The 16,752-nt window shown below is 66.2% G+C and carries 3 protein-coding genes; 2 read left to right on the top strand and 1 reads right to left on the bottom strand.

The features are described from left to right. Positions 1-49 precede the first annotated feature (49 nt). Both CH305_RS08190 and CH305_RS08195 read left to right on the top strand, forming a co-directional pair. Positions 50-14,740 carry a non-ribosomal peptide synthetase gene (locus CH305_RS08190; RefSeq protein ID WP_256983610.1) on the top strand — a complete coding sequence of 4,897 codons (14,691 nt, stop codon included), beginning with the start codon at positions 50-52 and terminating at the stop codon, positions 14,738-14,740. Beyond that, entirely contained in the window at positions 14,737-15,771 is a 1,035-nt protein-coding gene (locus CH305_RS08195) for an alpha/beta hydrolase family protein (protein WP_094703358.1), read from the top strand. The genes CH305_RS08190 and CH305_RS08195 overlap by 4 nt, the downstream gene beginning before the upstream one ends. Here the strand turns inward: CH305_RS08195 and CH305_RS08200 are convergent. Then, positions 15,674-16,633, bottom strand: coding sequence for a LysR family transcriptional regulator (locus CH305_RS08200; RefSeq protein WP_094703359.1), 960 nt, complete (start codon positions 16,631-16,633; stop codon positions 15,674-15,676). The two genes, CH305_RS08195 and CH305_RS08200, sit on opposite strands and share 98 nt — an antisense overlap. Between the last annotated feature and the right edge of the window lie 119 nt (positions 16,634-16,752).

Raw genomic sequence — 16,752 nt, forward strand, 5'->3', positions numbered from 1 at the left:
ATGGAGGACGTTTCGGGGCAACGTCGATTTCATTTCATCGCACGACGGCGTGCCGGTAACTGCTCCCTTATGTGCGCGAAGAGGCGAGTCATTGGAATCCGTTGATTCACTGACAATTCGGGAAGAAGAACTGGATCGGACGTCCATAGAGGACACCCACCCTTTTCCTCTCACCGCCGCCCAACGCGGTTTATGGTTTGCTCAACATTTGTTGAGTAATGTTCCGATCACCATCGCCAATTACCTCGATATTCGCGGTGCCGTCGATCTCGATCTGATGCGTTATGCCTGCCGCCGAACGGCGCGAGAGTTCGGAGTCGGTTCTCTGCGTTTGCTCGAAAAGGACGGAGAACCCCACCAATACATCGACGTCGAGCAAGGCGACGATTCGGAGACAGTGGATTTCCGCCAGGAATCCGATCCGGAGAATGCGGCGCGCGAGTGGATGCGTACCTCGTACGGCACCGCTGTCGATCTGACGAACGGTCGCTTGATCAAGGGCGCGATGCTCCGCATCTCCGACGACCGCACGTTCTGGTACTCCCACGTCCATCACATCGTGCTCGACGGTTACGGCGCCGTTCAGTTCATGCGACGCGTCGCGTCGATCTACACCGACGTCAGCGAGGGCCGCGAGCCCGCACCGTCCCGGGCGGGCTCGCTCGGGGAGGTCTACGCCGCCGAGGCGCAGTATCGGCAGTCCCCCCGCTTCGCCAAGGATCGTCGGTACTGGCAGAGCAAGACGACCGATCTGCCCCCGCCGCCGTCCATCACCGGCACTCTCGCCCCGCCCGCGGCCAGGGCACACGTGCGCGGCGGGTACCTCCCGGAGACGATCGAGCGGGTACTGGACAGCGCCGCGAACCGACTCGACTCCGCCTTCGCTCCGCTCGCCATCGCCGCCGTGGCGACCTTTCTGGCCCGCATGACAGGCACCGACGACGTGGTGCTGAGCCTGCCGGTTGCCGGCCGCACGACGGCCCTGCTGCGACGCTCCGGTGGCATGGTCTCCAACGTCTTGCCCGTCCGGGTACGCATCGGCCCGCAGTGCACGCTGTCGGCGTTGGTCGAAGACGTGCAGTTGGAACTGACCGGTGCGCTGCGACACCAGCGCTATCGAGCCGAGGACATCCGCCGCGATGCAGGCGCAGCCAGTGAGACTCGCGGATTCTTCGGCCCGGCGATCAACATCATGGCTTACGAGACCGAGGTGACATTCGGCCCACTCACCGGCGAGTTCAACGTGCTCTCCACCGGACCGGTGGAGGATCTCTCGATCAACATCTACCCGGCGTCGGACGGAACACGCTCCCGTTTGGAGTTCGAGGGCAACCCCAACATCTACGGAGCCGAACAGTTCGCGGACCTGCATCGTCGCTTCCTGACATTGTTCGAGCGCTTCCTCACTGCCGACTCCGACACACCGATTCTCGAACTCGATGTGCTCGACGCCGCCGAGCGATCGACCCTCGTCCCGCTCGCCGGACCCGATGCAGTTGTGCCCGCGCTCTTTCCGGACCTGCTGCGCCGCGGCGTGGACGCTGCGGCCGACAACATCGCAGTCGAGTTCGGTGCCGAAAAGCTGACCTATCGCGAACTCGACGAACGGGCCAACGCGATCGCACGTGCCCTGATCGCGCGCGGAGCCGGGCCGGGCAGCGGGGTCGCCGTCGCACTACCTCGCGGGATCGCCTCCATCGTCGCGCTGTGGGCCGTCGCTGCGTCCGGTGCCACCGTCGTTCCGATCGATCCCGGCTACCCGCCCGAGCGCATCACCCACATGCTCGTCGACTCTGCGGTTGCTGTCGGGATCAGCGAACACGCTCTCTCACAGCAGCTTCTGCAGCGAGTGGGCTGGCTCGACCTCGATGACGAAGACTTTCGAGCGGAATGTGCGGGCAGATCGACTGCGCCGATCACCGACGCGCATCGACGCGCGCCCCTCCTCGAAGACCACGCCGCGTACATGATCTACACCTCCGGCTCCACCGGCACTCCGAAAGGCGTTCTGGTCACCCACGCCGGCTTGGCGACATTCGCCTCGGACGCCAGACCAGAACTGCGCGTGAATACCTCGTCCCGACTGCTGCGCTTCTCGTCGTCCAGTTTCGACGCGTCCCTGTTCGAGATGATCCAGGCGTTCAGTGCGGGAGCAACGATGATCGTCGCGCCGCCCACCATGATCGGCGGTGTAGAACTGACTCATTTCCTTCGTGACCATCGCGTCACCCACATCATCTGCGCACCCGCGCTGCTCACCACAGTCGACGCCACCGAGCTCGACGACCTCGACGCCGTTGTCGTCGGCGGAGACGTGATGCCGCCGGACCTTGTCGATCGGTTCGGCACGAAAGTATTGCTGTTCAACAGCTACGGACCCACCGAGACCACCATCGTCGTGACGATGACACAGCCGCAGACCGATCCGCGCGCCATCACGATCGGCCGTCCCGTCCAGGGCTCGCACGCAGTCGTGCTGGATCGCCGGCTGCGGCCCGTGCCGCCGGGATCGGCGGGAGAGCTCTACCTCGGCGGCCCCGGCATCGCCCGCGGTTACCACCACAGAACCGCGCTGTCGGCCGCACGCTTCGTTGCCGATCCCTTCGGACACGGACGGCGTCTCTACCGCACCGGAGACATCGCGCGGTGGACCGGTCCGCTGGACTCCGCCGAGCTCGAGTTCGTCGGCCGCAGCGACTTCCAGGTTCAGATCCACGGCCAACGCGTCGAACTCGGCGAAATCGACACCGTCCTCTCGCAGTTCGAGGCCGTCGACTTCGCGGTGTCGGTGGTGCACCGTCGCGGCGAGGCTTCGATCCTGGTGTCGTACGTCAAACCGGCAGACGCTCTCGATCACACGGCGTTGCGTGCCTTCGCTTCTCGATACCTGCCCACGCACATGGTGCCCGGGGTGTTCGTCGAACTCGACGCCATCCCCCTGACCCCGACCGGCAAAGTAGACCGATCCGCGCTCCCGCCACCCACCTTCGACTCCGACACCACGGCCTACCGCGCCCCGTCGACGCCGGTCGAGAAAATTCTTGCCGACGCCATGGCCGTTGTGTTGCAGCGCGACTCGGTGGGTGTGGACGAATCGTTCTTCGCACTCGGCGGAGACAGCATCATCGCCATCCAGCTGGTGGCTCGCGTGAAGTCGCTCGGAGTGGTGATCACTGCTCGTGACGTCTTCGAGCGTCGTACCGTCGCCGGGTTGGCCGAGGTTGCAACGGACGTAACGCATCAGATGACGCTCGACGAGCTGCCGGGCGGCGGCGTCGGCGATATGCCGTTGACCCCCATCATGAATCAGACGGTTCGGTCGCTGACCCGGGCCCACGGCATGGACGCGTTCCACCAGACCGTGGTACTCACCGCGCCTGCAGATCTCGAACTGGACGGTCTACGCCGGACCGTTGCCGCGATACTCGACCATCACGACGCACTGCGCTCGATGCTGACCGACGACGGCCTGACGATCCGGCCGACCGACAGTGTGGATCTCGAGACTGTCGTCACCCGCGTGTCCACCACCAGCAGGCCGGGTAGTCGCGAGTTCACCTCTGTGCTGGTCGAATCCGCTCGGGTGTTCGCTGCGCGCCTGCGACCGCGTGCGGGCGTCGTGCTGCAGGTGGTCTGGGTGGCACCCGACACCGGCCACCCCGAGATCATCGACACCCACGGCATCGGACGCATCATCGTCATCGCGCATCACCTGGTGATCGATGGCGTGTCGTGGCGCATTCTGGTTCCCGACCTGGCCGCAGCGTGGCATCAGGTGCAGTCGAAGGCCGCGGTGCAGCTGCAGCCGGTGGCCACCTCGATGCGCCGGTGGGCCCATGGGTTGAGTGACGTCGCTACGCAGGTACAGCCGGAATTGGCCAGCTGGACAGCGCTTCTCGACGGTCCGCACGATCTCATCGGTCGACGTCCACTCGATCCTTCGATCGACGTCGGTGCCACCCGCGATCAGGTCTCGGTAGAGCTCACCGCAGAGGTCACCGAGGCACTGATCGGTCCGCTCACACGCGCCTACCGCGGCACCGTCGACGATGTCCTTCTCACCGCCTTGGCGCTGGCCGTCTGGCCCGAACGTCCATCGTCGTTCCTCGTCTCGGTCGAAAGTCACGGCCGCGACGAGGATCTGGTACCCGGAGCCGATCTGTCTCGAACGGTCGGCTGGTTCACCTCCACCCATCCGGTACGCCTGTGCCTGGACGGTATCGATGCCGAGCGTGTCCTGGCCGGTGACGTGTCGGCCTCCGATGCCGTCAAGCGCATCAAGGAGCAGATCCGCGCGATACCGGGTGCGGGTTCGGGATTCGGCTTGCTGCGGTACCTCAACGACGACACCAGCGCCGTCCTCGCCGAAAGCCATTCTCCACAGATCGGTTTCAACTATCTGGGACGCATCGCCACCGACATTCCCGACGCCTTGCGCGGGCGGGGCTGGATCCCGGACGCGTCGATGGACATCGGGTCGGGGAGTGGTGATCGGCTGCCGGTCACGACCGCACTCGACATCAATGCGGTGGTCGTCGACGATCGGTTGCAGGCCACGTTCGCGTTCCCCCGTGGGGTGCTCGACCGCGCGGAGGTCGACAGGTTGGCCGGTCGATGGACGGCGGCGCTGGTCCGCCTGGCCGAGCACGCATCCGCACCGGATGCGGGTGGACTGACCCCGAGCGATGTGTCGCTGGTGAATGTCGATCAGAACCAGATAGATCGATGGGAGGACGCATACGGCGCACTCGACGACATCTGGCCACTCGCCCCGCTTCAGCACGGACTGATGTTCCACTCCGAGCTCACCCGCGGGCACGTCGACGTCTACACCGCCCAGCTGGTGTTCGAGATCGGCGGCGAGATCGACGGGGCACGACTGCAGCGTGCGGCACGCAGACTGCTCGCCCGCCACGACAGCCTGCGCACGGCCTTCGTCCGTGACAACCGGGGAACCGCGGCGGCGTTGGTCCTCACCGATCCCGAACTACCCTGGCGCACAATCGATGCCGAGGCCACCGAAGTGTCCACCATTGCCCATGCCGAACGCACCGCGCGATTCGACCTGGACGCACCACCGTTGCTGCGGTTCGTACTGGTCAACACCGAGGACGGCGCGTCCCTCGTGGTCACCAACCACCACATCCTCTTCGACGGCTGGTCGATGCCGATCTTCGTCAAGGAACTGCTGGTGCTCTATGCCGCCGACGGTCCCATTCCGATTCCGGCCAGGACGTACCGGGACTACGTGAAGTGGCTCGACGAGCGCGATCACACCGGCGCACTGGACAAGTGGGCCGATGCCTTGGCGGGGGTCGAAGAACCGTCACTGCTCGCTCCCGGCCACGGAGCGAACCATGAAATACCCGCCGAGCTGGCGGTGCCCCTCGATGACGCCTCCGTGATTGCCCTCGAAGCCGCGGCTCGGGACCTCTCGGTCACCGTCAACACCGTCGTGCAGGCAGCGTGGGCTCTGGTGCTCGCCGCCGAGCTCGGGCGCGACGACGTCGTGTTCGGGGCGACCGTCTCGGGTAGGCCCGCCGATCTGACCGGCGTCGAGGACACCCTCGGGCTGTTCATCAACACCCTCCCGGTCCGGGTTCGCGTGCACCGAGACGACACCGTCGCAGCACTGCTCACCCGAGTACAGGCTCAGAGCGTGGAGCTGCTGGACAGTCATCACGTGGGGTTGCCCGAGGTCCGCTCGCGAGTGGGTGCAGGCGCCGGGTTCGACACGCTGACGGTCTTCGAGTCCTACCCAGTGGACCGTTCCTCACTCGATCGAAACACCGACATCGCCGGGCTTCGGGTGCGTGACCTACGCGTCACCGATGCCACCCACTACCCTTTGACGCTGATCACCGTCCTCGAGCCGACGGTGCGCATGACGCTGAAATACGCTGCAGGAAACATCGATCCGTCTCGTGCGGCGTCGATCGTCGAGCGCTTCCGCCGGGCCCTGAACGGACTCACCGGCGATCCACAGCGCCCCGTGGCGCAACTCGACCTGCTCTCCGAGGACGAGCATGCGCGTCGAGCAGCCTGGAATCGCACCGAGCACCCGGTGGCCGCGCTCACCCTCGTCGACCTGCTCACTGCCGCGGCCGACGAACACGCTGCCGAGACCGCAGCGGTGTTCGAGGGGAAGAGCCTGACCTACCCGAACTTCTGGGCCCGGGTGCGGTGCCTGGCTCGCTACCTACGCAGTATCGGAATCGGACCCGACGACGTAGTGGGTGTGGCGATGGCGCGCTCGCTCGACCAGCTCGTCGCGGTCCACGCTGTCGTGGCCGCCGGCGGTGCCTACCTGCCCGTCGACCCGTCGATGCCACGTACCCGCATCGAGCACCTGATCACCACCGCGTCACCATCGCTGATTCTCGGTGCACTGGTGGATGTTCCGGTCGACGTGGTCGACCTCGATTCACTGGATCTGAGCGACTTCGGCACCGCGCCCCTCGATCCGCTGCCCGAGCTGTTGCCGGACCACGCTGCCTACGTTCTGTTCACCTCCGGATCGACAGGAAAGCCCAAGGGCGTCACGGTCTCCCACCGTGCGATCGTCAACCGGCTGCTGTGGATGCAGCACGAGTATCCGCTGATGCCCCACGACGTCGTGCTGCACAAAACTCCGGCCACGTTCGATGTCTCGGTATGGGAATTGTTCTGGCCGCTTCTCGTCGGTGCCACGACGGTCATCGCCGAACCCGAAGGCCATCGCGACCCGATGTATCTGTCGGGTCTGATACGCGAACACAGCGTCACAACAACACATTTCGTACCCTCCATGCTGGAGTTGTTTCTCACGTACGGCACCCCCGAGCAGTCCACCTCCCTGCGGCAGGTGTTCGCCAGCGGTGAGGCGTTGCCCCGGTCCATCGTCGACCGGTACCACAGGGCGATCGACGCCGAGCTGCACAATCTCTACGGACCGACCGAGGCCGCCGTCGATGTCACCTACCATCGCACCCGAGCCGGCGAACGAGGCCCTGTCACGATCGGCGCACCGGTCTGGAACACCACTGTCCACGTTCTGAATTCGTTGTTGAAACCCGTGCCTGTGGGCGTCACCGGCGAGCTCTATCTGGGCGGAGTACAGCTGGCCCGCGGTTACGCCGCGCGGCCGGACCTGACGGCCGCCCGCTTCGTCGCCGCGGACTCGGGACGCCGGCTGTACCGCACCGGCGACCTCGTGCGGTGGTCCGAGGACGGATCTCTGCAGTATCTGGGCCGCAACGACTTCCAAGTCAAGCTCCGTGGCCAGCGTCTCGAACTCGGCGAGGTCGAATCGGCCCTGCTCGCAGTCGACGGTGTGCATTCGGCCGTTGCCGTCGTGCGCTCGGACCGCCTCGTCGCGTACATCGTGGGCACCGCGGACACCGACGCCGTGACGGCGCACGCGGCACGCACCCTCCCCGAATACATGGTGCCGTCGACCATCGTCGTGCTCGACGCGATGCCGCTCGGCATCACCGGAAAGCTCGACCGCACCGCACTTCCGGACACACTGGTGTCGTCCGAGAGTGTCGTGGCACCGTCTGGAGAGTCCGAAGAGGCGGTGGCACAGATCTTTTCCGACGTGCTCGACACCGAGCGCGTGAGCGTCACCCGGTCGTGGTTCGCCCTCGGTGGCGATTCGCTCACCGCCACCCAGGTGATCGCGCGGATCAATGCGGAACTCGACTCCGACCTGGGCGTCCGAGACCTGTTCGAGGCCCCGACCGTCCGTTTGCTGGCGACCCGTCTTGGCCGTGGCGTCGGCAGCCACGGCATCGTCGTCGGACCTCGACCGGACCGGATTCCGCTGTCGCCGGCCCAGCACCGGATGTGGCTGCTCAACCGATTCGATCCGTCGTCCGGGGCTTACAACATCGCGGCCGCCTTCCGCGTCATCGGCGCCCTCGACGTCGACGCACTGCGCACCGGTCTGGTCGACGTCGTCGGACGCCACGAGATTCTGCGTACCGTCTACCCCGACGGCCCGAACGGGCCCCAACAGGTCGTCACCTCGCAGTACCCGGAGGTCACCGTGGCCCGGACCACCGAGCCGCTGCTCGACGGAGCCCTGTACGCAGTTGCAGCTCGAGGATTCGACGTGACAGTTGCTCCGCCGCTGCGCGTGGCGGTACTCGAAGTGTCGCCCGAGGACCACGTACTCGTCGTGGTAGCGCACCACATCGCCGCCGACGGGTGGTCGATGAACCCACTGGCTCGCGATGTCATGATCGCGTACGGATCCCGTGCCGCCGGCCACGCCCCGCAATGGACGCCGCTGCCGGTGCAGTACTCCGATTACGCACTGTGGACACTTGGCCGTCTCGGTGCCGAGAACGATCCCGATTCGATTGCATCCCAACAGATCCGATACTGGACTGCCGCACTGGAGGGTGTGCCCGAGCGACTCGCGTTGCCGACCGATCGGCCCCACCCCCCGGTGGCGTCCCATCGCGGGGGCCGACTGTCGATCGATCTGGAACCGGGCACCGTCGCGGCAATGACCTCGCTGGCCCAACTCACCGGAACGACACGATTCATGATCGCGCACGCGGCACTGGCAGTGGCACTCTCCCGCATTTCGGGTGCCCGCGATATCACCATCGGCACTCCGGTGGCCGGCCGCGGGCAGCGCGAACTGGACGACCTCGTCGGAATGTTCGTCGGAACTCTGGTGTTGCGCTCGCAGATCGAGCCGTCCGACACGTTCACCGACGTCCTGGGCGCGGTGCGCGAGCGTGATCTCGACGCCTACGCCAACGCCGACATCCCCTTCGAGCGACTGGTCGAGATCCTCCAACCCCCACGTTCGACGGCGTATCACCCGCTCTTCCAGGTGATGCTGTCGATCGAGGATGCGTCGCCGCCGGCGGTGGAGCTGCCGAACCTGTCGGTTCGCCCCTTCGATACCGCGCACGTGGCGGCCAAGTTCGACCTGCACGTCACCGTCTCGTTTTCGTCGGACGCAGCCTTCTGGTCGTCACCTGAGACCGGATCGATCGAGTTCGTCTATGCCACAGATATATTCGATGCCGATACCGTTGCCGGGATAGCCGAGCGGTATCGCACGATCCTCACGACGGCGCTCGCGGATCCCGATCTCCCGGTCGGAGACATTCCGGTTCTCTTCGCCGATGAGCCAGCGCGACTGCAGGGCGCGCCCGCGCTGGCTCATCGCACCCTGCCGGATCTGCTGACGGGGGCCGTCATGAGTGCAGGCGGCAGCGCTCTCGCCCTCGAAGCAGGCGGAGTCCGGTGGACCTACTCCGAGCTCGACGACGCGGCGACCGTACTGGCGCGCAGGCTGATTCGACGAGGCGTCGGACCGGAGCAGTACGTGGCAGTCGCACTGCGTCGCGGACTTTCCTCGATACTCGCAACCTGGGCCGTAGCCAAGACCGGCGCCGCGTTCGTTCCGATCGACCCCACATACCCAGCGGAGCGCCTCGCGTACATGCTCGCAGATTCCGCTGTGGTACTGGGGATCACGGAGGATCGGCATCTCGGATCTCTGCCGAACGGACCCACCTGGATGTCCATCGACGATGTGGCCGACGTCGACTCGGACTGCACGCCGGTGAGCGACCTGGACCGAACCGAGATGCTCCGCTCGGATCATCCCGCCTACATGATCTACACCTCGGGCACCACCGGGCAACCGAAGGGGGTTGTCGTCTCGCACCGCGGACTGGTGAATCTGGTGGCCGACCTGGTAGATCGCTTCGAACTCGACAACTCTTCACGCACTCTGCATTTCGCATCACCGAGTTTCGATGCCTCGGTGCTGGAACTGTTGTTGGCCGTCGGCGCGGGATCGGCGATGGTGATCGCCGACGCCGACGTACTCGGTGGGGTCGAACTCGCTGCAGCGTTGCAACGCGTCACCCACGCCTTCGTGACCCCTGCAGCATTGGCCACCGTTGACCCCGCCGATGTTCCGGCGACAACCACGATCGTCGTCGGCGGCGAGGCCTGCCCACCGACTCTCGCCGACGCGTGGTCCGCACGCCTGCGGATGTTCAACGGGTACGGACCCACCGAAACCACCATCTTCGCCACGATCGACGGACCGCTCGAGCCAGGGGCACCAGTGTCGATCGGGAGCCCGGTTCGGGGCGTCGAGTCGGTGATTCTCGACGACCGCCTGCATCCGGTGCCCACCGGAACCATCGGGGAGCTCTACCTCACCGGAGACGGCCTGGCACGCGGCTACCACCGCCGATTCGGTCTCACAGCAACACGTTTCGTCGCCGACCACCGCGGCCGGAGAATGTATCGCACCGGCGACCTCGTTCGCCGTCAAAAAATCCGGTACGAGTACATCGGACGACGCGACGCTCAGGTGAAGGTACGCGGATTCCGGATCGAACTCGGCGAGATCGACGCGGTACTGGCCACCTACGACGGCGTCGCACAGTCGGTGAGTGCCGTGATCGGTTCGCAGGTGGTCGGATACGTCGCCCCCGCGGTCGGTCGGGTGCTGGACCCCGAGCTGATTCGACAACACTCGCGCCGCTTCCTGCCCACTCACATGGTGCCGCAGGCGATCATGATTCTGGAGGCTCTGCCGCGGACGGGCCCGGGGAAGATCGACCGGGCGGCACTGCCGGCGCCGACTGTCTCGACACGGGTCTTCGTCGAGCCCGCCACTGCCGCCGAGCGCATCGTCGCCGACGCCTTCGCCGTGGTCCTCGATGGGCCATCCGTCGGTGCCGGGGACGACTTCTTCGCCCTCGGCGGTACGTCGCTCTCGGCTACCCGGGTGATCGCGCACATCAACGACGCCGCAGGCACCGCGCTGCCGGTCCGCACCCTGTTCGAGTCGACGACGGTACGGTCGTTGGCTGTGGCGGTCGACTCCGCCGAGCGTTCCGCGTTGCCGCGTCTGGTCGCCGGTCCGCGACCGTCGGTCATCCCACTGTCGTTCGCGCAGATGCGCATGTGGTTGCTCAACCGATTCGATCCGACGTCGGCGGCGTACAACATCGCCTTCGCGGTGCGAATGGACGGCACCGTCGACCATGAGGCGTTGCAACTCGCCGTCGAGGATGTGCTGGACCGACACGAGTCGTTGCGAACCTACTTCCCGGTGGTCGACGGCGATCCCGCACAGGTGATCACCCGGAACGTGGCACTCGACCTGTGCCCGGTCGACGTCGACGACAGCGAGGTGCTGGCCCGAGTGGCGGCAGTGATCGGCCGCGGATTCGACGTCACCGACGGTGTGCCGTTGCGCGGCGCGTTGCTGCGGACCGGGCCGAGCGCGCACGTACTCGTCCTCGTCGTGCACCACATCAGCGCCGACGGTCTGTCGATGACTCCCTTGGCACGCGATGTCGCACTGGCCTACGGGGCGCGGTCCCACGGCACTCCACCGCAGTGGTCTCCGCTTCCGGTGCAGTATGCCGACTTCGCGGTGTGGCAGCGACAGGTATTGGGCAACGCCGAGGATCCTACTTCGGTTCTGGCACAACAGATTCGATACTGGACGCAGACATTGGTCGACCTGCCAGCCGTGCTCGAACTTCCGACCGACCGACCCCGGCCGGCGGTGGCATCCAAACGTGGACGCGCCGTGCAATTCTCGTTCTCCGAGCAGACCACCGCGGACGTGCGCTCACTCGCCAGGTCGACCGGCTCCTCGGTCTTCATGGTGCTGCACGCGGCGTACGGTGCGCTGTTGGCCCGGCTGACCGGAAGCACCGACATCCCCGTCGGCACACCCGTGTCGGGCCGCGGATCGGGGGCACTGGACGACGTTGTCGGCATGTTCGTCAACACCCTCGTGTTGCGCCTCGACGTCGACCCGAGTCGATCGTTCACCGAACTCGTTGCGCAGACCCGCACCGTCGATCTGGCCGCGATGGAACACTCCGCCGTTCCGTTCGAGCGAGTGGTCGAGGCAGTGGCACCGGCCCGCTCGACCGCGCATTCCCCGCTGTTCCAGGCCTTGATCGCACTGGAGACCGAGCGGCCGAATGACGTGCAGCTGCCCGGGCTCGAGATCACGCCGTTCCCGTACGAATCGGAGGCCACTCGCTTCGATCTGGCGTTGACCGTCACCGATTCCGACCGGCTGGGCGGATCGCTGCGCTACGCAACCGATCTGTTCGACGAGCCCACTGCTGTCCGATTCGTGGACGAGTTCACCGCTCTGCTCGACGCGGCACTGGCCGATCCGTCGGCACCGATCGGAGATGTCGCCCCGTGCCAGGACGCCGTGCTCGTCGGACCGGTCGCCGCCCCGCCCCGCACCCTCGGTCAACTGATCGACGATGCCGTGGCTGCCCGACCCGACGCAGTTGCCCTGCGCTGGAACGGGATCGATTACACGTACCGCCAGGCGGACGCGTACGCGAATCGGTTGGCTCGCGTTCTGCTGGGGTACGGGGTCGGTCCCGAGACCGTGGTGGCCGTCGCCCTCCCTCGATCGGCGGAATCGGTTCTGTGCACCTGGGCCGTCACGCGAACCGGTGCGGCGTACCTACCGGTCGATCCCGCCTATCCTGCTGAGCGCATCGCGCACATGATCGCCGATTCCGGTGCCGTGCTCGGGTTGACGTCGTCAACGGCCCTACGCGGCCTGCCGTCGGAGGTGCCGTGGGTGGAACTCGACGATCCCGCGACGATCGCCGAGCTCGACCTGGCACCCGAATCGGCCATCGGAGCAGCCGAACTGCTCGGCCCGGTGTCGGCCTCCACCGCCGCGTACGTCATCTACACCTCCGGGTCCACCGGCCGACCGAAGGGCGTCGTGGTGAGCCACCGGGGACTGGCGAACCTGGCCGCGTCCCGCAGGGAGCTGCATCGCGTCGAGGCGTCGTCTCGGTTCCTGCACAACACTTCTCCGAGCTTCGACATGGCCGTCGGCGAGATGATCTCGGCACTGTCTGCCGCCGCGACGCTCGTTGTCTCCCCGCCGTCGATTCTCGGTGGCGCGGAGCTGGCCGCATTCATCCGCGCCGAGCAGATCACCCATGCGTTGATGACTCCCTCGGCGCTGTCGACCCTCGATCCGGAGGGACTCGAGTGCCTCGAGGTGCTGTGCGTCGGTGGTGAGGCGTGCAGCGCCGAACTGGTGGCCAAGTGGAGCCCAGGGCGGCTGATGCTCAACGGGTACGGGCCCACCGAGGCCACCGACATCTCGACGCTCGGTGAGGTTCGCCCCGACGAGCCGATCACGCTGGGCCGACCGCTGCACGGGCTACGCGCGATGGTGCTCGACGAGCGTTTGCGTCCCGTGCCGGTCGGAGTGCGCGGAGAGCTGTACGTCGCCGGGCCCGCTGTGGCGCGCGGCTACCATCGCCGATTCGGCTTGACAGCAACACGATTCGTCGCCGACCCACTCGAACCGGGAACGCGGATGTACCGTACAGGCGACCTGGTGCGGCGCACCGTCGACGGTCGGCTGCTCTACAGTGGCCGCGCCGATCAGCAGGTGAAGGTTCGCGGCTTCCGCATCGAACCGGGAGAGATCGACGCGGCGCTGACCACGCACACCGACGTCGATGTCGCGGTGACGCTCGCAGTGCCGGGCCCCGCGGGGGAGCAGACCTTGGTCTCGTACGTCACCGGCACCGCGCCACCCGAGGCCGTGCGCGAGCATGCGCGACGATTGCTGCCCGCGCACATGGTGCCGTCTGCCGTGACGGTCATCGACCAGGTTCCTCGCACCGGAACCGGGAAGCTCGATGTCGCCGCGCTCCCGGCACCGGTGTTCGGCACCACCGGCTACCGACCCGCGCGAACGGCAGCCGAGATAGCGGTGGTCGAGGCCTTCGAGTCCGTGTTGGAGACACAACGAATAGGACTGGACGACAACTTCTTCGACCTCGGGGGCAGCTCACTGTCCGCGATGCGCGTCATCGGCGAGCTTCGAGCTCGCTCCTACGACATCGGCATGCAGTCACTTCTGATGGATGCCTCGGTGACCGCCGTCGCCGAGCGGATCTCGTCCGATTCGGTCGACGCCGAGGAGCTGGCCGTACTGCTGCCGCTTCGGGAGTCCGGCGAGGGTGCTCCGATGTTCGGTATCCATCCGATCCTCGGATTGTCCTGGTGCTACTCCGGCTTGGGGAGCTATATCGACAATCCGCTGTACGGTCTGCAAACTCCGGCATCGAAGGAACTGCCGACCACGCTGGCGCAGTTGGCTTCTCGCTACATAGACGCGGTCATCCGCGTTGCACCCGATGGCCCGGTGCACCTACTCGGGTGGTCGCTGGGCGGCGTCATCGCGCACGAGATGGCGGCGCAGCTGGCCGCGTCAGGCCGAACCGTGGCCTCGCTGACGCTGCTCGATGCCCACCACGGAGATCGGGGCGAGTGGGCCGACGCGATTCCGGTGGCGGATCTGATGGCGGGGCTCGGGCTCGATTTCGCGGTGCCCGACGGTCAGGTCGTCTCGCTCGACACCGCAGGCGAACTGCTCGACTCCATCGACACCGGAGGCATCCTCGGCCGCGCCGACATCGAGCGACTCATCGGCGCAGCGAAGCACAATCACGCACTGCTGCAACGACATCGGCCGAGCGTCTATCCAGGTGATGTCCTGTACGTCGCAGCCGGACTGGACGACGGTGACGGCGTCGGACAGTGGTATCCGCATGTCGCGGGCTCCACCACGGTCGTCTCCGCACAGGCCACGCACTGGCAGATGTGCGCACCTGCCACTCTCGCTGCCATCGGTCCGCGGATCGCCCACGAACTTCGCTCCACCGAGAAGAAAGAATTGACGAATCTATGAAAGCTCCGTTCCCGACGGCCACCGTCCGCCGCCTCGCGGTGATGACACTGTCCGTCGGATTGCTGTTCGGCCTGCCTGCGGTAGCAACGGCAGATCCGGTGACACCCGCAGCCGAGCGGGACCGAGGGCCGGTGGGGACCGTCCGAGGAATCGACAAGATCGACGACGCCCGTTGGGATGTGCTCGTCCACTCGCCGTCGATGAACGCCGACATCAAGATTCAGGTGATCCGGCCCGCCGACACGTCCGAGCCGCGGCCGACGCTGTACATGCTCAACGGTGCCGGCGCCGGTGTCGACGGTGCCAACTGGTTGGCCAAGACCGACATCGTGAACTTCTTCGCGGACAAGAACGTCAACGTCGCCATGCCCGTCGGTGGGTACCTGAGCTACTACACGGACTGGGAGCGGGACGACCCCAAGCTCGGTCGCAACAAGTGGCAGACGTTTCTCACCCACGAGCTACCACCGGTTCTCGACGAGGCGTTGGGGGCCAACGGCGTCAATTCCATCGGTGGGCTGTCGATGTCGGCGGGATCGGTGCTCGATCTCGCGATCCAGGCTCCCGGACTGTACCGAGGCGTGGCGTCGTACAGCGGATGCGCGCAGACCAGTGATCCGTTGACTCGCAGCTTCATTCGCGCGTTGGTACAGCTACGCGGTGGCGGCAACACCGACAACATGTGGGGACCCGACGGTGATCCGCGATGGGTGCAACACGACCCGCTCGTCAACGCCGAGAAACTCCGCGGACTCGATCTGTTCGTCTCCAATGCCAGCGGGCTGCCCGGGCCCTACGAGATGCCGGGCAACGTCCGTCCGGCCGGTTCGCCGCCGCTGGCCGACCAGGTGGTGCTCGGTGGTCTCATCGAGGCAGGAGCCAACGCCTGTGCGCACAATCTGGTGAACCGCCTCGGTGAACTCGGCATCCCGGTCACGACGAATTTCCCTGCGGCCGGGACTCATTCGTGGCAGTACTGGCAGGACGCACTGAGGGCATCGTGGCCGACACTGGAGCGGTCGCTGAGCTAGCGATCAGATCCTCGACGAACGCCGCAATCGCAGCGTTGGCGTTGTTCGGGTTGGTCACCACCGAGACCGTTCGAGTCGGCGCGTCGATCACCTCGATCATGTGCAGCGTCGGGAACACCGACGCGAGCGATGTGGGCAGCAGAGTCACGCCCAGTCCCGCCTCGGTCAGTTGGCCGATCAGTTCGGCCGAGTCGGCCTCGAGAATGTGCCCGCGCGTCACCGACGATCGGGCGAAGGCGTGGTCGGACTGCAATCTGGCCTCGCTCCCTGCGGGCCGGTCGATCATCGTCACCTCGGCCAGTTCGGCCAATCGCACCGTCTCGCGCCCGGCCCAAGGATGGTCGGGCGCAACAAAGAGAGACAGCGGCTCGGTCCACAGAGCGGTTGCAGTCAATCCCGGATTCGGTCGTCCTGGGGCCAGGCCGATGATGCCGAGATCGAGATCCCCGCCGGCGATGGCGTCGAGAATCTCCGCACTCGCACGGGGTAGCAGTGTCACCGTCGTGTTCGGGTAGCGGCCGGACACCCGGCCGACAACCGCGACGACGTCGACGCGGGCGAGGGGCACGATCATCCCGACGCGCAGTCGTCGGATCGCGGTGGTCGGGTCCGGAGCAACGTCGGCGACCAGCCGAGACACTGCACCGAGCACGCTGTAGCTGCGCTCGAGGAAGATCTGACCGGCTGGGGTGACACTGACGCTGCGGCTGGTTCGTGCGAACAATTCGACGCCGAGCTCTCTTTCGAGGTCTCGGATCTGGGCGCTCAGGGCCGATTGAGCGACCCGTAGCCGGGCGGCCGCCCGGCCGAAATGTTGTTCTTCTGCCACGGCGACGGCGTAGCGGATGTGTCGTAATTCCACAGACGCGAATGCTATCTCTCGAACAGATCGATCGTGCGGAACGTTCTATTGGACAGCACGATCGGATGCGTGAATTCTTGTTGTGTGAACACAGCAACTACCTCGCGCACCGGGGTGAG

It is taken from the genome of Rhodococcus sp. 15-649-2-2 (genome assembly GCF_002258645.1).
Taxonomy (GTDB): domain Bacteria; phylum Actinomycetota; class Actinomycetes; order Mycobacteriales; family Mycobacteriaceae; genus Rhodococcoides.